Raw genomic sequence first — 20,791 nt, forward strand, 5'->3', positions numbered from 1 at the left:
GAGAAGCCGGTAAGCTCTGAACGACACGACATCTCTCCCAACGGGTCGGAAAACGGGTTTGCCCGCAGCGTGACCCGAGAAGGCGGCTTGCGCTATCGGCAGGAGAGACAGGTTCTCGCCCAAAAAGGCGGACGCGCGCCTAGTCGAAAAGAGTGTTGATCGGCAGATGGTAGTAGAGCGTCAGGACCTCGGCCCCCGGATTGTCGTCGCCGATCCCGGCGTTCGAGAGGTGCCCGAAGGCCAGCGAGAGACGCGAGCGATCGTCGAAGCGGTACCCCAGTTCTATCGTCGAACGGAACTCGATCGGGCTGCCCAGATCCTTGCCGTCACCCTCGTAGAAGCCGCCAACCCCGGTGCTACCGGTCAGCACGATGCGACGGCCGAGGTAGATGTCGATCAACAGGCCCGCACCACCCCAGAACCCGCCAGCCGTTGTGACCTCCAGGCCGGCCCAGGGCTTCACGATATGGAGAAACCGCTGACCATGGCGATACTCCAGGCGGAAGTCCGCCTGGTCATCATCTCCGGCGAGGAGATCCCACCAGCCGGCGCCGAATGAGATAAGGCTTGGGTCGTCCTCAGCTGAAACTTCGGCAGCACCTACAAGCAACGCCACCGCCAGAACGGCGGCCAGAATACCACGCACCATCAACACTCGCCCCCAACACACTCCCAACCCTGGGAACCAAGTTTACTGAGCACCGAAAAGAGGGCAAGCCTGAATGCACGGCAACTTCGCAGTGAATTCTTCGCAACTACTTAAAGTTGCAGAACATTTTTCTGGAGCGCGATCGCCATGACTGGAAGTGGTTTCGCTTCCAGTCATGACGTGAATCCTGCTCTAGGCGTAATTCTTGAAGCGCTCCGTCGCTTCGACCAGAGCGCGGCGGATACCGGGTTCCATCGCGGAGTGACCGGCATCGGGGATGATGCGGAAGCTGGCGGCCGGCCAGGCCCTGTGAAGATCGTAAGCCGTCGTCGGCGGACAGACGGTATCGTAGCGCCCCTGGACAATGGCGCCCGGCAAGTCGCGCAGAAGGCTCGCCCGCTCCAGCAAGGCGTCGTCAGGCAGGAAGATCTTATTGACGAAGTAGTGCGCCTCGATCCGTGCCAGACCGAGGGCCATGCTGTCTTCGCCGAAAGCGGCGACGGTCTCCGGACTTGGCATCAAGGTGGAGCAAGCGCCCTCGTAGGTGCTCCAGGACCGCGCGGCCGGCATGTGTACCTCCGGATCCGGATCCATCAGGCGGGTGTAGTAGGCATCCAGCAAATCGTTTCGTTCCGCCTTGGGAATGAAGCCGGAGAAACGTTCCCAAACCTCGGGAAAGTAGGTGCGCATGCCATAGAGGAACCAATCGACCTCCTTCTTCCGGCAGAGAAAGATGCCGCGCAGCAGCAAGGCCGAAACCCGCTCGGGATGAGCCTGGGCGTAGGCCAGCGCCAGAGTGGACCCCCAGGACCCGCCGAAGAGATGCCAGCGCTCGATCCCCAAGCGCACGCGTAGCATTTCCATGTCGGCGATCAGGTGTTGCGTGGTGTTGGCGCGCGTCTCGCCCAGGGGCGTGGATCGGCCGGCTCCGCGCTGATCGAAGATAACGATGCGGTAGGCCGCCGGATCGAAAAAGCGGCGATGGTCCGGCGATGCGCCCGCACCTGGCCCGCCATGCACGAACAGGACCGGCCGTCCTTCCGGATGACCCGACTGCTCCCAGTAGATCGTGTGCAGGTTGTCGACCGCCAGCAAGCCGGTCTCGTAAGCTTGGATGGGCGGAAAGAGGTCTTGAGCCGCCATCGGATCTCCATCGGGGGATGTCCGTGAAAACCTGTCCATCGGCCAAATCTATTGGCCGGCGGACTGTCGGGACGTTGCAAAGCTGTACGACGCACGCCCTTATATCGCGCCGGCCGGCAGAGCCAACACCCCCTGCAAGCACCGAGCTTTGGCGAAATTCCGTTTGGCGTGCTAGCTACTGGCACCATGAGCAGCTCAAACGGCAGAAAAGACGCAACACCCGCGCCCGATCCGACGGACCGCGATCTCTATGCGAGCTGGACCAAAGACATCCTGCGCTACCGCGACACCGACCGCCAAGGCCACGTCAACAACGCTGTCTTCGCAACCTTCCTGGAGTCCGGGCGCGTAGCGATCTTCTACGATCCCGAGCAGTCTCTGGCACCGGAGGGAGCTTCCTTCGTCATCGCCAGACTGGCGCTCGACTTCCGGGCGGAGCTGCACTGGCCGGGGGACATCCAGATCGGGACCAGCGTGACCCGCATCGGCACCAGTTCCATGACCCTTGCACAAGGTCTGTTCGCCAAGGATACCTGCGTCGCGACGGCCGAAACCGTTCTGGTGCTGATGGACGACATTACGCGCAAGTCGCGCCCGCTGACGGACAGCATGCGCGAGCGGCTGAGTCAGGTCGGGTCTCGACGGTCGTCTGCAAGGTGAAAGGCCATGCGCTGGATTGCCGTGCTTGTTCTTCTCGCCGGCAGCTTCAGCCCCGTAGCCGCCGAAGCTACGGCTGAAACCATAACGCGCACCGCTGTGGCGGCGGATGACGGAACGACCCTGCGCCTGGAGGACGGGACCGCCTTTCGTCTTGCCGGGCTGCTACCGCCGCAACCGCCGCTCGGCTATGTCGGAGTTTGGTACATGGCCGAGCGATCGCGTGAAGGTTTATCAGCGCTGACGCTGGATGTGCCGCTGCGCCTTACAATCATCGGCCAGGACCGTTGGGGGCGGGCGCTGGGCTCGGCAACCCTGCCGGACGGGCGACAACTTGGCTCTGTTCTGATCGCCGCAGGCTTGGCGCAAGTGGCCGGTTTGGAGCCGACGCCCGGGCGAAGCGAGCGCCTGCGTCTCGAGGCGACGGCCCGTGCGGAGGGACGTGGGCTCTGGTCGGATACGTATTACTCTGTACGTACGGCGGAGGCGCTTCCGGACGAGTTGGAGCAAATGTCTCTCGGCCGTTTCGTGATCGTGGAAGGACGTGTGACGGATGCGGCAGTGGTGCGCGGCCGGGCCTATCTCAACTTCGGGGCCGACTGGCGCAGCGACTTCACCGCTACCCTGTCGCCCGATGCGCGGCGCAGGTTCCGCGCGGCCGGTCTCGATCCGCGTGCCTACGCCGGACGACGGCTGCGGCTCCGCGGCTGGCTCGAATCGTTCAATGGCCCGATGATCGAGATTCTTTCGCCGGATCAGATCGAGGTGTTGGAGGAACAGTGATTCGCAGATCGTTTCGCCCTCTGCTGGCTTTTGCCGCGGCCGCGCTGCTGTTCACCGCGAGCCTGACGGCGCCCGGCCAGGCCTCCGCGGACTGGCTGTCCGGCATCGAACGGAGCCTTGGCGCCCAGCAGCACGAGCAGATGGTCGAGGCCTTCGGCGGTGCCTACGAGAATCCGAAAGTCCGGGACTACGTCGACTCGCTTGGACAGTTTCTGGCCCGTACGTCAGAGCAACCAGATCTCGACTACACCTTCACCGTGCTGGACTCCCCCATGGTCAACGCCTTCGCCCTGCCCGGCGGCTACGTCTACGTGACCCGCGGCTTGATGGCCCTCGCCGAGAACGAAGCAGAGCTGGCCGGCGTGCTGGCTCATGAGATCGGGCATGTGAATGCCCGGCACGGCCTCAATCGCGTCGGCGCGGGGATCTTCGGAGAACTTGCGGCGCTCGGCCTTGGCCTTCTGCTGGGCGAAGAGGCCGCCGCGTTCGGCAGCAGCGTTGCGGAGCTGGGCTTGCGCGCCTACTCGCGCGATCAGGAATACGAGGCCGATATTCTGGGCGTGCAATACTTGGCGCGAGCTGGCTACGACCCGCAGGCCATGGCAGGCTTTCTGGACAACCTGTTGCGCCAAAGCCGGTTGGAAGCGGAAATCGCCGGCAGCCCCGGAGCGCCGGACGCTTTCAACATCATGGCAACTCATCCGCGCACGGCCGATCGCATCGAGGAGGCGATCCGCCAAGCGGGGTCCACGGCAGTCGTGGACCCGATGACCGCCCGCGATCTCTATCTGGAAAAGATCGACGGCATGCTCTACGGCGACAGTCCCGAGGAAGGCTTCGTGCGCGGTCGCAGCTTCCTGCATTCGCACCTGCGCTTCGCCTTCGAGGTGCCCGAAGGCTTCCGGCTGCTGAACGGCCAGACCCAAGTGATCGCTGTGGACAGTGAAGGCGTTCGAGTGGTCTTCGACCGCGCCCGGCCGGAAAGCGCAGATCTTTTGACCTATCTGCAGCGCGAATGGGCCGGACAGGAGGTCTCGCTCGAGCAGTTGGCCGATTTCGTCGTGGACGGCCTCCCGGCAGCCTCCGGTCTGGCCAAGATCGAGACTCGACAAGGGTCGCGCCATCTCCGTTTGGCGGCGATCCGCATGCCCGACGATACGGTCTATCGCTTCCTCTTCGTCAGCACACCCGAACAAAGCCGCCGCTACGCCGATGCCTTCGTGGATACCCTCTACAGCTTTCGTCGCCTGAGCGAAGCAGAGGCCCAAGAGCTGAAGCCGCAGCGCCTTGTGCTGCACAGGGTGGAGCAGGGCGAGAACGTCGCGAGCCTGGCTCGCCGCCTCCCCTTCGCAAACTATCGAGAGGCCCGTTTGCGCGCCCTCAACGGGCTGTCAGCCGATCAAGAAGTTCAAGCAGGTCAAACGGTTAAACTCGTCGTACAGTAGTGTTTGACCAGAGATAGTGTTTGCCAGGCCCAAGCGTTTGGTCGAGCGCGAAGATGTAGCAGCAGGTCAGCATGCAGCCGAGGGACGAACCCGACCCGAAAAGCCGAGACTTTTGGCGTCTGCCGATCGCCAGCGCGATCACGCTGACCTTCGGCGGGCTGTTGTCGGTTGCCGTTCTGGCCGTCGGTTTCGTCACCTGGCGCGCGAACCAACAAAACACGCTCGAACTGATGGGGGGAACAGCCGAGCTCTACCTCGACTCACTGGCCGGTCTGACGCAGGAGCATCAGGAAGACGGCCACTTCCAGGTCGAGCATCTGGCGCGTCTGGTTCGCACCGGCGCCCTAGATCTCGACAACGAAACGGAGTTGAAGGCGGTCCTCGCCGGCAGCCTGGCTGCCGGCCCGCAGGTGCATGGCGTCGCGCTCGTTCAGGCCGACGGGACTGCGACGCGGGTCGGCTTCGTCGAAGACGAACTGGTCTATCTGCGCAGCAACTGGGCCGGCCGGCCGGATATCGACGATCTGCTCGAGACCGCGCGCAGCGGCACCCTGGCCGACAATCACTTCGTGGTCTGGGCCGAAGATCTGGGCGCTCCACACGTCAGTACCTCTGTGCCGCTGTTCGGCCCCGACGGCAGTTTCCAGGGCGCGGCAAGTGCGGTCGTGGCCATCACGGAAATCAGCGAGTTCGTCGCGTCTCTCGCGTCCGAGGGCGCGCGAACCTTCGTCCTGCTGGGGCACGACCGGGTCGTGGCGCATGCCGACATGGCGAGCGTCGCGACAGAGCTCTCACCCGAGCGGCCCCTGCCGCGCGCCAGCGATCTCGGCGACGAGGTTTTGGCGGCCATGTGGGACGAGCCGGTGATGGACCGCGCACTGCAGCAGATCGTCTTCGCCCGAAACGCCAAGGCGCACGCCGTGGAAGTTGCTGGAAACCGGCATCTTTTCGTCTACCGAGAGGCCGGGACCATTGGCGGCGAACCCATGACTGTCGGGGTCTACCTGCCGTTGGATGAGGTGATCCAGCCCCTGCATCGTCTGATCGGGTCCGGCACCGTTGCCCTCGTCATTCTCTTGGTCTCGATCGGGCTTTCCGTTCTGCTGGGTCGTGCGCTGGCCCGCCCGGTGCGCCGACTGGAGGCCGCCGCCGAAGCGGTAGCACGGCTCAAACTCGACGAGATGCCGCCCCTCGAGCGCTCGCGCCTGCGCGAACTGGATGCCGCGCAGCGCACCTTTGCCGCCATGCGCACGGCGTTGGGCTGGTTCGAGATTTACGTTCCACGCGCGCTCGTCGCCCGTCTCATGCAGCTTGGCCCCAGCGCGACGCATTCGGAGGAACGGCAGATCACCGTGCTCTTCACCGACATCTCCGGTTTTACCAAGCTGGCCGAGCGGCGCTCGCCGGAAGAGTTGGCGACACTGCTCAACGAGCACTTTGCGCTGCTGGGCACCTGCGTCGAGGCCGAGAGCGGCACGGTCGACAAGTACATCGGCGATTCGCTGATGGCCTTCTGGGGTGCGCCGGAGTCGCAACCCGATCATGCGGCTCGAGCTCTAAGGGCCGCCCGAGAGATGGCCCGGGCCGTAGCCCAAGACAACAGGCAACGCCAGGCCAATGGGCAGCCTGCCGTTCGTCTGCGAATCGGCCTGCATAGTGGCCCCGCCGTGGTCGGTAACATCGGCGCGCCCAGCCGCATGAACTACACGCTGATCGGAGATACGGTGAACGTCGCCCAGCGCCTGGAAGCTCTCGGAAAAGAGCGCGGGCACCCGGGAGAGGATGCGGATGTCATCCTGCTCGCCAGTGCCGACACTCTCTCGGCTGCCGATGCGATGGAGGCAGGGGAGAACCTGGGTAAACTCGACTTGCGCGGACGCGAGGATCCGGTGGAAGTCTACCGGGTGACGGTCGCTTGTGCGAAGAGGCCTGGAAACTTCGCCGACTCTGAACCTGCCTAGACCTGGGATGCCCTCCTAGGCCGTGACCAGAACGTCGCCGGCATTCCGCAACAGACCTGCCGCTTCGCGAACGACATCGGTGACGATGGTTTCGGCAGACTCGATCTTGTCGATCAGATCGAGCGCCTCACCTGCGATCAGCACGCGGGTCTCGTAGTCGTCCGGATGGGCAGCGTCGTACCTCGTCCGCTCGCTCTCCGCGTTGCGCCGCAAACCCTCGAGGTCGTCCTGCCATTGCCGCGCGAAGGCGTTTGCAACGGTCCGCCCCGTGAACTGCTCGGGCCAAGCGGCATTCCGAGCGATGTCGAAGACCTTGGAGCGAAGCGTTCCGTCTCCGGTCGCACGGAGCAAGGCCGCCTTCGCGGCTTCGGATCCCTCGGCCTCGGCGCTCGCCCAGAAGCGCGTGCCCAACATGACGCCATCGGCACCGAGCATCAGGGAAGCCGCCAACCCGCGACCGTCGGCGAGACCGCCAGCGGCCAGGATGATTTGCTCCGGCCCGGCAAGATCGCGAACCGCCGGCAGGAGCGCGGTCAAGCCACGGTCCATACCATGGCCGCCCGCCTCCTGACCCTGTACGACGATGACGTCGACTTCGGCTGCCAGAGCCTGCTCGGCCTGGCTGAGCCGTTGGATTTGCCAAATCGTCGGCACGCCGGCGTCACGCGCTGCAGCCACGGCCTCCTCACCATCCCCGAAGGAGACCATGAAAGCTGCCGGCTGTCGAACCAGGGTTTGCGCGATCAACTCGGGTTTGCGCAGAAGGCTCCAGGTGATGAAGCCCACGCCAACGGCGGCGTTGCCGATTTCTCCGAACGCACGCTCCAGCCACGCGGCGTCGCCGTAACCGCCGCCAATGAGCCCAAGCCCCCCGGCATGAGACACTGCAGCGGCCAGCCTACCGCCGGCAACCTTGTCCATGGGGGCCAGCATCACCGGATGAGGAATGCCAAAGCGTTCGGTAAAGCGGGTCTTGATCATCTGTTCCATGACCGCAGCTTTCCAGATCGCACGACGGAAAGAAATCGATTGATACGAGAACTTTATATCTGCATTTTTGATGGATGGATCGGCAACTGCTTAAAACCTTCGTCACCGTAGCCGAGTCCGGAAGCTTTTCCGCAGCCGCGCTTCTGCTGCATTGCGTGCAGTCGAACGTGACGGCACGTATCCGACGCCTCGAACATCAGCTCGGTGGAACGCTGTTCGAGCGCGGGCGGAGCGGTGCCCGCTTGACGCAACTGGGCGAACGCTTGCGCCACCACGCAGACGATCTTCTGATGCGTTTCGAGCTTGCCGAACGCGATCTGCTGGATGCGGCAGGAGGCTCCGCGCCCTTGCGCTTGGGCGCCATGGAGACGACGGCGGCGGTTCGCTTGCCACCGCTTCTGAAGGCTTTAACTCAAGCTTGTCCGACGGCACCGATTTCGCTCCACACCGGCCCGACGGCAGAACTGCTTTCTCTGGTCTGGGATCGCAAGCTCGAGGCCGCTTTCGTCGCGGGCCCGGTCGACCTCGGCCGCTTTCGCAGCATCCTGGCGTTTCGCGAAGCCCTGGTCGAGGTGCGCGCTGCCGAGGCAGGTGGGAACAGGCCACTGCTCGCTTTCAGAGGCGGCTGCAGCTACCGAGCCGTCGCGGAGAACTGGCTGCGCAGCTTGGGGAGAAGCGATACCCCGATTCTGGAGATGGGGACGCTCGACGGCATTCTCGGTTGCGTGGAAGCCGGTATGGGCTTCGCGGTTGCGCCGGAGGCAGCGGTGGCTGCCTACCGGAATGTCGATGCGCTCAGGGCAAGAGCCTTGCCGCGCGCCCTTGCGCTCAGTGAGACGTTCCTAGCGTGGCGTTCGGACAATAGAATGCCGAAGGCGCACGGCGCTCTTTGCGATCTGATTGCGAACATTCAACCCGATGGGTCGATAGAGCGAGAGGGCGCACCGGAACCACGTTCGAAAACCGATTGACCGCTAGCTGATCTAGCCCTCGATCAAGAGATCCCTCGGTGCGTCCGTGCGGGACATGATCGCGGTCCGTAGTTTTCCGAGAGCGCGATGCTCCAGTTGCCGAACCCGCTCTTTGCTCACCCCGAGCTGCGTACCGAGCTGTTCCAAGGTTGCACCTTCGTCGGTCAAGCGGCGCGCCTCTATAATCATGCGCTCACGCCGGTCCAAGGTCCCGAGCGCCTCACTCAACCATAGACTGCGCAGATCGCGGTCATGCACGATCTGAACGTTGACATCAGGCGTCGCGCGCTCATCGGCCAGGAAGGACTGCCATTCGTCTTCGCCATCTTCGCCGACTGTCATATTAAGCGATTGATCCGAGGCGGACATCCGGCTTTCCATCGCCTCGACCTCTGCCAAGGGGACGCCAAGCTCGACCGAGATTTTCTGGCGACCCTCGTCGTCCAACTGTCGACCGCTGTTTTCCTCGATCCGCGCCCGAAGACGACGAAGGTTAAAGAACAAAGACTTCTGCGCGGCCGTGGTTCCGGTTCGAACGATCGACCAGTTGCGCAAGATGAAGTCCTGTATGGCCGAGCGGATCCACCAGGCGGCGTAGGTGGAAAAGCGCACGTCCCGCTCCGGTTCGAAGCGGGCGGCCGCCTGCATCAGCCCGACCGATCCCTCTTGAACGAGGTCGCTCATGGGTAGGCCGTAGTTTCGGAATTTCGCCGCGATGGAGACCACAAGCCGCGTGTAGCTGCGCACCAGTTCATGTAGAGCGGTTTGATCGCCCTTCTCGCGCCAAGCTCGCGCCAAAGCGAACTCTCGGTCTCGGGTCAGAAGAGGTTCGGACATCGAGCGGCGGATGAAGGCCGACCCGGCCCGCTGCGCTTCGGGGTTCTCATAGTGAGCCATCGCGAGCTGCTCCCGGACGTGATTTTTTTCACTTCTGATTTAATTTACGACCACCTGAAAGCTCCGGATCACCCAAAAATCTGATTCCAACAAAAGAGAGAGCTAGCACTCACACAGAAACTATGAGTACTTATAAGGAAACCCCATTAGTACTTATGAGTTGAAGATTTACCGGACTGCTTGATACGCCAGACTCGGCAGCCGATTCAGACTCTTCATGCCAATTGCGATCCCCCTCCGGCTAACCGTTCTGACCTGCGCCGCACTGGTGCTGGCAATGCTCGGAAACGCGACTTTTCCCGCATTGATTCCTCTTTTTCAGGACTCCTGGGATCTGTCGGCAAGCCAAGCCGGTTGGGTCAGCGGAGTCTATTACGCCGGTTACGCCGCAGCCGTTCCGGTCTTGGTCGGACGTACCGACCGGATCGACGCGCGCCGAATTTTCATCGCGGCCAATCTGCTGGGCGCAGTGACAACGCTCGGCTTCGCTCTCTTTGCAAACAGCTTCTGGACCGCCTTGCCCTGGCGGTTCCTGGCGGGTGCGGCTTTGGCCGGCAGCTACATGGTGGGCGCCCGCATCCTGGCCGATCGCATCGAGGGACCGCAGCAGTCGCGAGCGATCGCCTGGTACACTGCCCATTTCGCCGTTGGCGTCGGCCTCTCCGTTCTTGCCGCCGGCGAGCTGGCCAGCCGCTTTGGCTGGCAGTCCGCTTTCTTCTTCGCTGCCGCCGGTAGCGTCGCCGCTGCACTGATCGTGTGGCTCGGCAGCGAAGCGCGACCGCCCCAGGGAAGTGGAGGCCCGGCCACCGCAATGCGCTGGGTTTCGGCGCTGAAGAACCGTGCCGCCATGGGCTATACGCTGGGCTACACCTGTCATATCTGGGAGCTGTTCGGCTGGCGCGCCTGGCTGGTCGCTTTTCTAGTAACAGCGCCGGCCTTGGGAGGTCTCGCCCAAGCCGAGGCGACGCGTCTGGCGACGGTGGCCCTGATCATCGGTCTGCCGGCCTCGGTACTGGGTAACGAGCTCTCAATCCGCTTCGGGCGCCGCCGCGTGCTTACTGTCGTGATGGCAAGCTCGGCGGTCTGTACTCTGGCATTCGGCTTGACCGCCGATGGCCCGAGCTGGCTCCTGCTCGCCTTACTCTTCGTTGTCGGCGTGATGGTCATGGGAGATTCCGGTTCCTTGACCGCCGGTGCCGTCGGCGCTTCGGATCCCGAGCACCGTGGCGCGCTGATGGCGATCCATACTCTCTTCGGGTTTGGCGCAGGATTTGTCGCGCCACTCGCCGTCGGCATCGTCCTGGACGCTGCGGGAGGCATGGAAGAGCCGCGCGCCTGGGCCTGGGCTTTCGCCCTGCTGGCGTTCGGTGCGGCGCTGGGGCCTTGGGCCTTGAGACTCGGTCATACCACCCGTTCGCTCTGAGGGCGGTCCCCAGGCCAGCCGTCCGCACGCCGCCTTTTCGCCTAGCCGCGCGCCCGTGGGTGAGCGCGATCATAGATATCCAGCAAACGTGCCCCATCGACGGCGGTATAGCGCTGGGTGGTGGAGAGACTGGCATGGCCCAGCAGCTCTTGAATGGACCGCAGATCGCCTCCGGCCCCGAGCAAATGCGTGGCGAAGGAGTGACGAAGGGCATGCGGAGTTGCCGTCTCAGGCAGGTCGAGCAGACTGCGCAGGCGTTGCAGTGAGAGCTGGACCTGCCGGGCGGACAGGGGCTTGCCCCGTTGCGAGCGGAACAGCGGTCCCTCGGCCGGCAAAGCGTGCGGACAGGCGGTCCGATAGGCGGCGATGGCTTCGGGGATCGCCGGCAACAGCGGCAGGATGCGCTCCTTTCGTCCCTTTCCGAGGACACGCAAGGTCGCTTGTCCCATGGCCGGAGCATCACCGGCACGCAGAGCCAGCGCTTCACCGATGCGCAAGCCGGCGCCGTAGAGCAGCAGCAGGATCGCCGTGTCCCGCAAACCCTGCCAATCCTGCGCGTAGAGCTCGCCGACCGACTCGACCGTCGCCCGCGCCTCGGCCTCGGTCAGCGCCTTGGGGAGAGTCCGCGGCAGCTTCGGCCCGCGCAGATTGGCGATGGCGCTGTTGTCGAGCCGGCCGGTCCGCCCGCCCCATCGATAGAAACTGCGCAAGGCGGCGAGAGCCCGGGCGGTCGAACTGCGGGCCAGCCCGTCCAGGGTCCGCCGCGCCAGCCAGGCCCGGAAGTCCGCCTGCCGAAGGCTGCGCAGATCCTCCAGCCGCGGCCGCTGTCCCAGATGATCCGTGAGGAAGGTCAGAAAATCGAGAAGATCGGTGTCATAGGCCGTGCAGGTGTGCGATGAAGCGCGCTTCTCGTCAGCCAGCCATCTACGCCAGTCCTGAAGGGCGGCCTCCACTCCCGCGTCGCCGGGAAAGCCGATCAGGCCGGCCCCCCCTTTGTCGGTTACTCGGGCAGATCGAGCCATGCACGGACCAGATGCTCGACCGCCTGACCGAGAAAGCCAAGCAGTTCCGTGCCCTGACCTTCCTCGAAATGCCCAGGATCGCGGCTGCCCAGTCCAATCAGAGCCGGCGGCGTTGTCGGACCGATATTGAGACGAACCAAGGCCGACGAACGCACCAGACCGGCCGCCGTCGGAAAGACACCCGCATCCCCCGGCGTATCGCCGATCAGGCGCACGCGCTTGCTCGGGCCGAGCAAGGCCTCGACCGTGCCGGCCTCTAGCCGATAGACGCCAACTGGGCGCTTCGGCGGACTGAGCGCCATCTCGGAGGGTTCGACACAGAGCGAGACCACGTCTACGTCGAGCGCCAGCGTCAGGTCCGTGGTCAGAGTTTCAATCAGATGCTCGAAAGAGCGAGCGGCCAACAGTCCAAGCAGACCGCGGTGAAGCCGCTGTTGGGCGAGGGCGTTGGCACGGCTCAACGATACCAGCTCATCGCGGGTCTCAAGCGCCTGCGCCACCTCACGCCGCAGGCGCTCGACCATGGCCTGCTGGAAATCCAGCACCCCATCTCCGGTTGCGCGCACCGGCGTCACCATGGCATCGAGCAGTTCGGGGTGACGTTTCAGGAAATCGGGGTGACGGCGCAGATAGGCTGCTACCTCGCCCGCGCCGAGCGTGCGGCGCGGTGCATTCTCGAGTCCCTCGGTCACCGAGCGCTCAGGGCGCTCCGGACTGTCAGGCGCTGCGTCGCGCCGGTTCGCCATGGCCATCCTCGTCGCTCAGAATCGTTTGACCCGTCTTGGCCCAGTCGGCCAGGAACGCCTCCAGGCCCTTGTCGGTCAGCGGGTGCTTATAGAGACCTCGCAAAACCGCGGGCGGGAGCGTCGCCACGTCGGCGCCGAGTTTCGCCGCCTCGATGACATGCGCCGGCCCGCGCACGCTGGCGACCAGCACCTCGGTCTGGATCTGCGGATAAGCTGCGTAGATCTCGACGATCTCGGCGATCAGTTCCATGCCGTCCGCACCGATGTCGTCGAGCCGGCCCACGAAGGGCGAGATAAAGCTCGCGCCGGCCTTGGCGGCCAAGATCGCCTGTCCCGCCGAGAAACAGAGGGTAACGTTAACCTTGGTTCCCTCGTCGCTCAGTACCTTGCAGGTCTTGAGACCGTCGGGCGTCAGCGGAACCTTGACGCACACGTTCGGGGCCAAGGCCGCCAGCTTGCGCCCCTCGGCCAACATGGTCGCATGATCGGTAGCCGTCACCTCGGCGGAAACAGGACCGGGCACGATCTCGCAAATCTCCTGGACCACTTCCAGGAAGCGCCGTCCGGTCTTCGCAATCAGCGACGGGTTGGTGGTGATGCCGTCGACCAGCCCGGTGGCGGCAAGATCGCGGATCTCGGCGACATCTGCAGTATCGATGAAGAACTTCATGTCGGCGGTCTTTCTCGTCCTTGTATCCAGCCCCCTCTTGCAGGATATCTGCTGTCGCGGGGGCGCTTGCGCCGGAGATAGACCCGCCCCAGGGGGTCCGTCCAGAGCTGCCCCACCCAGTAGACTCGAAGGGACTCCGATCGGATGGCTAGAGTCTAGCTTATGGCTGAGCGTCGCGCCACCAGCGCCCCCATCTCAGAGCGAGAAGACCCCGCAGATCGACCGGCCGGACTCGGGGACCCGGCTCAACCTCGGCGGTTGCGCGTCCTCTTGCCGCTGCCCCTAAGCGGGGCCTTCAGCTACAGCGTTCCGCCAGGGTTGGAGCTTTCGCCCGGCGACATCGTAACCGTTCCGCTGGGCCGGCGTGACGTGGTGGGCGTGGCCTGGGACAGCGCCCCGGAGGAGGACGGCGTGCCGGTGGGGAAACTCAAACCGGTCGTGGCGCGACTGGACCTTCCGCCACTGCCCGACGCCCATCGCCGCTTCATAGACTGGGTTGCCGGCTACAGCCTTGCGCCACCCGGCGCGGTGCTGCGTATGAGCCTCTCGTCACCGGGCGCTTTGACACCACCAAAACCGGTGCGGCGCGTCCTCCACTCCGGCCGGCCTCCTCTCGATTGCCTCAAGCTCACGCCGGCGCGTCGCCGCGCCTTGGCCGCGGCGGAAGACGGTTTCGCCCGCAGCCAAGCAGAGCTGGCACGTACCGCGGGCGTCGGAGTCGGCGTGGTCAAGGGCTTGATCGAAGCCGGAGCGTTGGACGAGGTCGAGATCGTCCCCCGCCTCGGGATCGGCGAGCCGAACTGGCAGCACCAGGGTCCGGCGCTTTCGCCCGATCAAGCATCGGCCGCCGCCGACCTCAGGGCGAAAGTCGACAGCGGCTTCTCCGTAACGCTGCTCGACGGCGTGACCGGCTCAGGCAAGACAGAGGTCTACTTCGAGGCCGTGGCGGCAGCGCTTGCGGCGCAGCGACAGGTTCTGGTTCTGCTGCCTGAAATCGCCCTTTCGGCCCAGTGGCTGGAGCGCTTCGCGGCACGCTTCGGCACGCCACCGGTCGCATGGCACAGCGATCTCAAGAGCAGCGCGCGACAACTGACCTGGCGGGCCGTCGCGGACGGCCGGGCGAGAGTGGTGGTCGGCGCGCGCTCCGCGCTCTTCTTGCCCTATCCCGAGCTCGGCCTGATCGTGGTCGACGAGGAACATGAAGCCGCCTTCAAGCAAGAAGACGGAGTGATCTACCACGCGCGAGACATGGCGGTGGTGCGCGCCCATCTGGGCGATTTTCCCATCGTGCTCGCCTCCGCCACGCCGTCCCTGGAGTCCCTCGTCAACGTTCAGACCGACAAGTATTCCGAACTGCGCCTGCCCAACCGCCATGGCGGCGCCGAATTGCCGCAGGTGGAGTTGATCGACCTACGGCGCGATCCTCCCAGGCGCGACCCGGAGATCGGCACGTCCTGGCTGTCGCCGCCATTGTTGCAGGCGTTGGAGGAGACCTTGCAGTCCGGGGCGCAGGCCCTGCTCTACCTCAACCGTCGCGGCTATGCGCCGCTCACTCTCTGTCGCGCTTGCGGCCATCGCTTCGAGTGCCCGAGCTGTTCGGCTTGGCTGGTGGAGCATCGTTTTCTCGGACGCCTGGTCTGCCACCATTGCGGTTACGGCATGCGCGTGCCCGAGGCGTGTCCGGCCTGTGGCGAGGTCGAGGCTCTGACCCCGATCGGTCCCGGCGTCGAGCGCCTGGCGGAGGAAGTCTCTGCCCGCTTTCCGGCCGCCCGGACCCAGATCATGTCATCGGACAGCCTGCAGGGACCGGCCGACGCCGCCGAACTGATCCGGCGAATCCAGGCCCACGAACTGGATATCGTGATCGGCACTCAACTGGCGGCGAAGGGACATCACTTCCCGCTGCTGACTTTGGTCGGTGTGATCGACGCCGACCTGGGCCTGAAGGGCGGCGATCTGCGCGCCGGCGAGCGCACTTACCATCTGCTGCACCAGGTTGCCGGACGCGCGGGACGGGCCGAGCGACCGGGCCGGGTGCTGATCCAGACCTACGACCCGGACCACCCGGTCATGCAGGCGCTGGTCGAGGGAGATCGCGACCGCTTCCTGGCGCTGGAGGCCGAGCAGCGCCAGATCGGCGGCTGGCCGCCGTTCGGACGTCTCGCCGCCTTGATCCTCTCCGCGCCTGATCCCGACGTGGTCGACCAGGCGGCGCGACTGGTCGCCCGCTCCGCGCCCACCCTTCCCGGCCTGCGCGTGCTCGGTCCCGCGGAGGCACCGTTGGCGGTTCTGCGCGGGCGTCATCGCCGCCGTTTTTTGATCAAGGCCCGGCGCGACCTGCCGCTACAGAGACTCCTGCGCCGGTGGCTGACCGGGCTGGACCTTCCGAACTCCGTGCGTCTCGCGACGGACATCGATCCCTACAGCTTCTGGTGACATCGAGGCAGGGCCGGCAAATCTACCTGAAAACTTTGTGTAGCGCGCCTGGTCCGAGGGCGGACTGTGCACTGCAAAAACCGCTCCCGACTCGGCTTGCACCCCACCATGGGCCTGTGATACCTACCCCTCGCTTTCGCTGCGGGGATCTCCTCGCGCAATGGCAGCACATAGCTTCTGCGGCGCGGTTCCTTCAGGCTGTTCAATCAGATGCGGAGTGACCTGCGCGGTTCCAGCGAGCATGGGTTCGGGGTGGCGCTCTCCGGCGCGAAACCAAGGGGAAAGCAGGCGTAACCCTGCGCTGGAACCTTGGACCTCCGTTGAAGTCTTTATTTAGGGAGCCGACGGGCTTGGCAGGCACAGATGAAACCGTAGGCGGCTTGGCTGGGCGCTATGCCCTTGCGCTCTACGAACTGGCCGATCAGAACAAGCAACTCGACGCGGTTGCCAGCGACCTGACCAGCCTGCAGTCGTTGATCGCCGAGAGCGGCGATCTGCGGAGCCTGATCCGCAGCCCGGTCTACGGGCGCGATCAGCAAGCCGAGGCGATTGCCGCAATCTTGGAACGAGCTGGCGCCAGCGATCTGGTTCGCCGTTTCGTCGGTGTGGTTGCCGAGAACGGCCGCCTGTTTGCGCTGCCGCGCATGATCCAGGGTTTTATCGCCGAGTTGCGTCGCCGCCGCGGCGAAGTGACGGCGAAGGTTATCTCCGCGCGCGCGCTCTCCGAGACGCAGCGCAACGCGCTCGCCGAGACGCTGCAGAAGAAGATCGGCGGCAAGGTAGAAATCGACACACAGATAGACCCCTCGCTGCTCGGCGGCCTGATCGTTCAGGTCGGCAGCCGCATGGTGGACGGGTCCCTGAAGAGTAAGCTCGAACGACTTAAGTTCGCGATGAAAGGGGTTGGCTGATGGACATCCGGGCCGCGGAAATCTCCTCGATCCTGAAACAGCAGATCGAGAACTTCGGCGCCGAGGCCGATGTCGCTGAGATCGGCACGGTTCTCTCGGTCGGTGACGGTGTGGCGCGCATTTACGGTCTGGACAACATCCAGGCCGGCGAGATGGTCGAATTCCCGGGCGGTGTGAAGGGCATGGCCCTGAACCTGGAGCACGACAACGTCGGTGTCGTGCTGTTCGGCGATGACCGCGGCATCGGCGAGGGCGACACAGTCAAGCGGACCGGCGACATCGTCGACGTTCCGGTCGGCAAGGGGCTACTCGGCCGCGTGGTCGACGGACTGGGCAACCCGATCGACGGCAAGGGTCCGATCGAGGATGCCGAGCGCCGCCGCGTAGAGGTCAAGGCCCCCGGCATCATCCCGCGCAAGTCGGTTCACGAGCCGATGCAGACGGGGCTCAAGGCGATCGACGCTTTGATTCCGATCGGCCGCGGACAGCGCGAACTGATCATCGGCGACCGCCAGACCGGCAAGACCGCCATCGCGCTCGACACCTTCATCAACCAGAAGAGCGTCAATACAGGCGGCGACGACAAGGCCAAACTGCACTGCATCTACGTCGCGATCGGCCAGAAGCGCTCTTCGGTCGCCAAGCTCGTGAAGCTGCTGGAAGACAACGGCGCGATGGAATACTCCATCGTCGTCGCGGCCACGGCCTCCGACCCGGCGCCGCTTCAGTTCCTGGCGCCCTATACCGGCTGCACGATGGGCGAGTACTTCCGCGACAACGGCATGCATGCGGTGATCTGCTACGACGACCTGTCGAAGCAGGCCGTGTCCTACCGTCAGATGTCGCTTCTGCTGCGCCGCCCGCCGGGACGCGAGGCCTTCCCGGGCGACGTCTTCTACCTGCACTCCCGTCTGCTGGAGCGCGCGGCGAAGATGAACGAGGACAACGGCTCCGGCTCCCTGACGGCATTGCCGATCATCGAAACCCAGGGCGGCGACGTCTCCGCCTTTATTCCGACCAACGTGATTTCGATCACCGACGGTCAGATCTTCCTGGAGACCAACCTCTTCTATAAGGGCATCCGCCCCGCGCTGAACGTCGGCATCTCGGTCAGCCGCGTCGGCTCGGCCGCGCAGATCAAGGCGATGAAGAAGGTCGCTGGCACCATGAAGCTGGAACTGGCGCAGTTCCGCGAGATGGAAGCCTTCGCCCAGTTCGCCTCCGATCTCGACGCCTCGACCCAGCGTCTGCTGCAGCGCGGCCAGCGCCTGACACAGCTTCTCAAGCAACCGCAGTACAAGCCGCTGCCGGTCGAGGAGCAGGTCTGCGCGATCTATGCCGGCACCCGTGGCTACCTCGACACGGTGGCGGTCAACCAGGTCGGCGATTTCGAGCAGCGCATGCTCGCCGAGCTGCGGTCCACTCAGCAAGATCTGCTGGAGGGGATTCGCAGTCAGAAGGACCTGACCCAGGACCTCGAAAGCAAGCTGAAGTCCTTCCTGGAAGGCTTCGCCAAGACCTACACGGCCGGTTGAGCCGGCGGCGGCGCCTGAGCGGCAGCGCCAAGAGAGTGGATCAGAGACGAAGCGGACCCGATGGCTAGCCTCAAGGACCTGCGCAACCGCATCTCGAGCGTCAAGTCGACGCAGAAGATCACTTCGGCCATGAAGATGGTCGCGGCCGCGAAACTGCGCCGTGCTCAGGAGCAGGCCGAAGCAGCACGCCCCTATGCCGAACGCATGGGCCGCATGCTGGGGTCGGTGGCCTCCAGTGTGGTTGCGGGCCAAGGGCCGAAGCTGTTGTCCGGCACCGGCAGCGATCAGGTCCAGCTGGTGGTGGTGGCAACGGCCGACCGCGGCCTCTGTGGTGGCTTCAACTCCTCCATCGTGCGTGAAGCCAAGCGGCTGATCGACGAGTTGAAAGGCCAGGGCAAAGACGTGAAGGTGCTCTGCGTCGGGCGCAAGGGACGCGATCAGCTTCGCCGCACCCACGGCAACCTGATCATCGAGACGATCGAGGACGTGACGAAGCCCTATCCGAGTTTCGAAAAGGCCGATGAAATCGCCGAGACGCTGCGCCGGATGTTCGCGGCGGAAGAGTTCGACGTCTGCACCCTGATCTATGCGCGCTTCAAGTCGGCGATTGCTCAGCTCGTCACACGCCAACAGCTGATCCCCTTTACCGCAGGCGAAATCTCCGAGGACGAGGCGCAAAGCGACTCTGCTTCGCCCCAGGCGGAGGGGGCCGTCTACGAATACGAGCCGAGCGAGGAGCAGATCCTCGCCGATCTGCTGCCGCGCAACCTCTCGGTCCAGATCTATCGCGCCATCCTGGAGAATAATGCCAGCGAGCATGGCGCACGCATGACCGCAATGGATAACGCGACACGCAACGCCGGCGAGATGATCAACAAGCTGACGCTGCAGTACAACCGCACGCGTCAGGCCGCGATCACAACGGAGCTGATCGAGATCATCTCCGCCAAGGAAGCAATGTAACCAAGAGCGAGCGAGGGCGCCGGCCGGCTTGCGGTCAGCGTCGGCGCCGAAATGGCGAAACGCCAGGGAGCAGAAGTTCGATGGCCAAGAATCTGGTGGGCAAGATCACCCAGGTGATGGGTCCGGTGGTGGACGTGCAGTTCGAAGGCGATCTGCCGCCGATCCTGAACGCGCTGGAGTGCGACAACAACGGCAACCGACTCGTTCTCGAGGTGGCGCAGCACCTGGGGGAGAGCGAGGTCCGCACGATCGCGATGGACAGCACCGAGGGCCTGGTCCGCGGCCAGGTCGTGAAGGACAGCGGCGGCCCGATCACCATGCCGGTCGGCCCCGAGACCCTCGGCCGCATTCTGAACGTGATCGGTGAACCGATTGACGAGCGCGGCCCGGTGGAGGCCAAGCAGAGCGCGCCGATCCACCGGTCCGCACCCAGCTTTGCCGAGCAGTCGACCGAGGCCGAGATCCTGGTCACCGGCATCAAGGTCGTCGACCTTCTGGCGCCTTACTCCCGCGGCGGCAAGATCGGCCTTTTCGGCGGCGCCGGTGTGGGCAAGACGGTGCTGATCCAGGAGTTGATTAACAACATCGCGAAGACTCACGGTGGCTACTCGGTTTTCGCCGGTGTCGGCGAACGCACCCGCGAGGGCAACGACCTCTATCACGAGATGATGGACGCCGGCGTGATCGACCTGGAGGGCGGCGACTCGAAGGTGGCGCTGGTTTACGGCCAGATGAACGAGCCGCCGGGTGCCCGTGCCCGCGTGGCGCTCTCCGGACTGACCCTGGCGGAATACTTCCGCGACGAGGAAGGTCAGGACGTGCTGTTCTTCGTCGACAACATCTTCCGCTTCACCCAGGCGGGTTCAGAGGTTTCGGCCCTGCTCGGCCGCATCCCCTCCGCGGTGGGCTACCAGCCAACCCTGGCCACCGACATGGGCGCCCTGCAGGAGCGCATTACCACCACCAACAAGGGCTCGATCACGTCGGTTCAGGCCATCTACGTGCCGGCCGACGACTTGACCGACCCGGCGCCGGCGACCTCCTTCTCGCACTTGGACGCCACAACGGTGCTGAGCCGCGCGATCTCCGAGTTGGGTATCTACCCGGCGGTCGATCCGCTCGACTCCACAAGCCGCATCCTGGAGCCGGGCGTGGTCGGTGAAGAGCATTATAACGTGGCGCGCCGCGTCCAGGAGACCCTGCAAGGCTACAAGTCGCTGCAGGACATCATCGCGATCCTGGGCATGGACGAGCTATCGGAAGAAGACAAACTGACGGTTTCGCGGGCCCGCAAGATCCAGCGCTTTCTGTCCCAGCCCTTCGATGTCGCCGAGGTCTTCACCGGCACTCCCGGCATCCAGGTCAAGCTCGAGGACACCATCAAGGGCTTTAAGGGCCTGGTGGACGGCGAGTACGACCATCTGCCCGAGGCGGCCTTCTACATGGTGGGAACCATCGAGGAAGCGGTCGAGAAAGCGAAGAAGCTGGCGGCCGAGGCGGCCTAGAGCCGGATCAGCCCAACCCCGATCGCTTGAGCGATCGGAGGTGGATCGTGACACCGCCTCTCATCGCTATGTCGGAGCAGACCG

General features: G+C 64.6%; 18 protein-coding genes. 11 read left to right on the plus strand and 7 right to left on the minus strand.

Going from position 1 to position 20,791, the window contains the following annotated elements; genetic code table 11:
* Nucleotides 1-139: 139 nt before the first annotated feature.
* Together DBZ32_RS10515 and pip are read right to left on the minus strand one after the other, a co-directional pair.
* Nucleotides 140-649, minus strand: coding sequence for an acyloxyacyl hydrolase (locus tag DBZ32_RS10515; protein WP_119167128.1), 510 nt, complete (start codon nt 647-649; stop codon nt 140-142).
* 192 nt (nt 650-841) lie between these two features.
* Complete coding sequence (pip, locus tag DBZ32_RS10520) at nt 842-1,792, minus strand: prolyl aminopeptidase (RefSeq protein WP_119167129.1); 951 nt, start codon at nt 1,790-1,792, stop codon at nt 842-844.
* 186 nt (nt 1,793-1,978) lie between these two features.
* Here pip and DBZ32_RS10525 point away from each other — a divergent pair, with 186 nt between their 5' ends.
* The 4 genes from DBZ32_RS10525 to DBZ32_RS10540 all read left to right on the plus strand — a co-directional run bounded on the left by DBZ32_RS10525 (nt 1,979) and on the right by DBZ32_RS10540 (nt 6,638).
* A complete protein-coding gene (locus DBZ32_RS10525) occupies nt 1,979-2,452 on the plus strand; it encodes an acyl-CoA thioesterase (RefSeq protein ID WP_119167130.1) in 474 nt (157 codons plus the stop codon).
* Nucleotides 2,453-2,458: 6 nt separating this feature from the next.
* Nucleotides 2,459-3,232, plus strand: coding sequence for a thermonuclease family protein (locus DBZ32_RS10530; protein ID WP_119167131.1), 774 nt, complete (start codon nt 2,459-2,461; stop codon nt 3,230-3,232).
* On the plus strand, nt 3,229-4,677 hold the full coding sequence (locus tag DBZ32_RS10535; RefSeq protein WP_119167132.1) for a M48 family metalloprotease: 1,449 nt from the start codon (nt 3,229-3,231) through the stop codon (nt 4,675-4,677). The genes DBZ32_RS10530 and DBZ32_RS10535 overlap by 4 nt, the downstream gene beginning before the upstream one ends.
* Nucleotides 4,678-4,748: 71 nt before the next feature.
* Nucleotides 4,749-6,638 (plus strand): adenylate/guanylate cyclase domain-containing protein, encoded by a 1,890-nt coding sequence (locus DBZ32_RS10540; protein WP_119167133.1) that lies wholly within the window; start codon nt 4,749-4,751, stop codon nt 6,636-6,638.
* A gap of 15 nt (nt 6,639-6,653) precedes the next feature.
* Here DBZ32_RS10540 and DBZ32_RS10545 read toward each other — a convergent pair whose 3' ends face one another.
* The gene (locus tag DBZ32_RS10545) at nt 6,654-7,628 is read right to left on the minus strand and encodes an NAD(P)H-dependent flavin oxidoreductase (protein WP_208539192.1); all 975 of its coding nucleotides are present in this window, start codon (nt 7,626-7,628) and stop codon (nt 6,654-6,656) included.
* Between the two features lie 74 nt (nt 7,629-7,702).
* Between DBZ32_RS10545 and DBZ32_RS10550 the strand changes: the two genes are divergently transcribed.
* Nucleotides 7,703-8,599 (plus strand): LysR family transcriptional regulator, encoded by an 897-nt coding sequence (locus DBZ32_RS10550; RefSeq protein WP_119167134.1) that lies wholly within the window; start codon nt 7,703-7,705, stop codon nt 8,597-8,599.
* A gap of 12 nt (nt 8,600-8,611) precedes the next feature.
* On the opposite strand, the gene DBZ32_RS10555 is transcribed toward DBZ32_RS10550, so the two are convergent.
* Nucleotides 8,612-9,496: an RNA polymerase factor sigma-32 gene (locus DBZ32_RS10555; RefSeq protein ID WP_119167135.1), complete on the minus strand. Its 885-nt coding sequence runs from the start codon at nt 9,494-9,496 to the stop codon at nt 8,612-8,614.
* A gap of 217 nt (nt 9,497-9,713) precedes the next feature.
* Here DBZ32_RS10555 and DBZ32_RS10560 point away from each other — a divergent pair, with 217 nt between their 5' ends.
* Nucleotides 9,714-10,919 (plus strand): MFS transporter, encoded by a 1,206-nt coding sequence (locus tag DBZ32_RS10560; protein WP_119167136.1) that lies wholly within the window; start codon nt 9,714-9,716, stop codon nt 10,917-10,919.
* Between the two features lie 41 nt (nt 10,920-10,960).
* Here DBZ32_RS10560 and DBZ32_RS10565 read toward each other — a convergent pair whose 3' ends face one another.
* Genes DBZ32_RS10565 through fsa form a run of 3 tightly spaced genes read right to left on the minus strand, consistent with a single transcriptional unit; the run spans nt 10,961 to nt 13,357 of the window.
* A complete protein-coding gene (locus DBZ32_RS10565) occupies nt 10,961-11,941 on the minus strand; it encodes a tyrosine recombinase XerC (RefSeq protein ID WP_119167137.1) in 981 nt (326 codons plus the stop codon).
* Nucleotides 11,920-12,687: a DUF484 family protein gene (locus DBZ32_RS10570; RefSeq protein WP_162906709.1), complete on the minus strand. Its 768-nt coding sequence runs from the start codon at nt 12,685-12,687 to the stop codon at nt 11,920-11,922. Before DBZ32_RS10570 ends, DBZ32_RS10565 begins: the two co-directional genes overlap by 22 nt.
* The gene (gene fsa / locus DBZ32_RS10575; RefSeq protein WP_119167139.1) at nt 12,659-13,357 is read right to left on the minus strand and encodes a fructose-6-phosphate aldolase; all 699 of its coding nucleotides are present in this window, start codon (nt 13,355-13,357) and stop codon (nt 12,659-12,661) included. The genes DBZ32_RS10570 and fsa overlap by 29 nt, the downstream gene beginning before the upstream one ends.
* 162 nt (nt 13,358-13,519) lie before the next feature.
* On the opposite strand from fsa, the gene DBZ32_RS10580 reads away from it, so the two are divergent.
* The 5 genes from DBZ32_RS10580 (at nt 13,520) to atpD (ending at nt 20,707) form a co-directional block, all read left to right on the plus strand.
* A complete protein-coding gene (locus DBZ32_RS10580; RefSeq protein WP_119167140.1) occupies nt 13,520-15,793 on the plus strand; it encodes a primosomal protein N' in 2,274 nt (757 codons plus the stop codon).
* A 350-nt stretch (nt 15,794-16,143) separates the two neighbouring features.
* Nucleotides 16,144-16,704 carry a F0F1 ATP synthase subunit delta gene (locus DBZ32_RS10585; protein WP_119167141.1) on the plus strand — a complete coding sequence of 187 codons (561 nt, stop codon included), beginning with the start codon at nt 16,144-16,146 and terminating at the stop codon, nt 16,702-16,704.
* Nucleotides 16,704-18,239 (plus strand): F0F1 ATP synthase subunit alpha, encoded by a 1,536-nt coding sequence (atpA, locus tag DBZ32_RS10590; protein ID WP_119167142.1) that lies wholly within the window; start codon nt 16,704-16,706, stop codon nt 18,237-18,239. Before DBZ32_RS10585 ends, atpA begins: the two co-directional genes overlap by 1 nt.
* Before the next feature lie 60 nt (nt 18,240-18,299).
* Nucleotides 18,300-19,202: a F0F1 ATP synthase subunit gamma gene (locus DBZ32_RS10595; RefSeq protein ID WP_119167143.1), complete on the plus strand. Its 903-nt coding sequence runs from the start codon at nt 18,300-18,302 to the stop codon at nt 19,200-19,202.
* Nucleotides 19,203-19,282: 80 nt separating this feature from the next.
* Complete coding sequence (atpD, locus tag DBZ32_RS10600) at nt 19,283-20,707, plus strand: F0F1 ATP synthase subunit beta (RefSeq protein ID WP_119167144.1); 1,425 nt, start codon at nt 19,283-19,285, stop codon at nt 20,705-20,707.
* The last annotated feature ends 84 nt before the right edge of the window (nt 20,708-20,791 follow it).

The sequence above is a fragment of the Algihabitans albus genome (assembly GCF_003572205.1).
GTDB classification, from domain to species: domain Bacteria; phylum Pseudomonadota; class Alphaproteobacteria; order Kiloniellales; family DSM-21159; genus Algihabitans; species Algihabitans albus.

Excerpts from the sequence above, each read along its gene's own strand:
- DBZ32_RS10530 (WP_119167131.1), top strand. The coding sequence starts at position 2,459 with ATGCGCTGGATTGCCGTGCTTGTTCTTCTCGCCGGCAGCTTCAGCCCC.
- DBZ32_RS10565 (WP_119167137.1), bottom strand. The coding sequence starts at position 11,941 with ATGGCTCGATCTGCCCGAGTAACCGACAAAGGGGGGGCCGGCCTGATC.
- DBZ32_RS10555 (WP_119167135.1), bottom strand. The coding sequence starts at position 9,496 with ATGGCTCACTATGAGAACCCCGAAGCGCAGCGGGCCGGGTCGGCCTTC.
- DBZ32_RS10515 (WP_119167128.1), bottom strand. The coding sequence starts at position 649 with ATGGTGCGTGGTATTCTGGCCGCCGTTCTGGCGGTGGCGTTGCTTGTA.
- DBZ32_RS10525 (WP_119167130.1), top strand. The coding sequence starts at position 1,979 with ATGAGCAGCTCAAACGGCAGAAAAGACGCAACACCCGCGCCCGATCCG.
- DBZ32_RS10595 (WP_119167143.1), top strand. The coding sequence starts at position 18,300 with ATGGCTAGCCTCAAGGACCTGCGCAACCGCATCTCGAGCGTCAAGTCG.
- DBZ32_RS10540 (WP_119167133.1), top strand. The coding sequence starts at position 4,749 with ATGCAGCCGAGGGACGAACCCGACCCGAAAAGCCGAGACTTTTGGCGT.
- DBZ32_RS10580 (WP_119167140.1), top strand. The coding sequence starts at position 13,520 with ATGGCTGAGCGTCGCGCCACCAGCGCCCCCATCTCAGAGCGAGAAGAC.
- pip (WP_119167129.1), bottom strand. The coding sequence starts at position 1,792 with ATGGCGGCTCAAGACCTCTTTCCGCCCATCCAAGCTTACGAGACCGGC.
- atpA (WP_119167142.1), top strand. The coding sequence starts at position 16,704 with ATGGACATCCGGGCCGCGGAAATCTCCTCGATCCTGAAACAGCAGATC.
- fsa (WP_119167139.1), bottom strand. The coding sequence starts at position 13,357 with ATGAAGTTCTTCATCGATACTGCAGATGTCGCCGAGATCCGCGATCTT.
- DBZ32_RS10550 (WP_119167134.1), top strand. The coding sequence starts at position 7,703 with ATGGATCGGCAACTGCTTAAAACCTTCGTCACCGTAGCCGAGTCCGGA.
- DBZ32_RS10545 (WP_208539192.1), bottom strand. The coding sequence starts at position 7,628 with ATGGAACAGATGATCAAGACCCGCTTTACCGAACGCTTTGGCATTCCT.
- DBZ32_RS10570 (WP_162906709.1), bottom strand. The coding sequence starts at position 12,687 with ATGGCGAACCGGCGCGACGCAGCGCCTGACAGTCCGGAGCGCCCTGAG.
- DBZ32_RS10560 (WP_119167136.1), top strand. The coding sequence starts at position 9,714 with ATGCCAATTGCGATCCCCCTCCGGCTAACCGTTCTGACCTGCGCCGCA.
- atpD (WP_119167144.1), top strand. The coding sequence starts at position 19,283 with ATGGCCAAGAATCTGGTGGGCAAGATCACCCAGGTGATGGGTCCGGTG.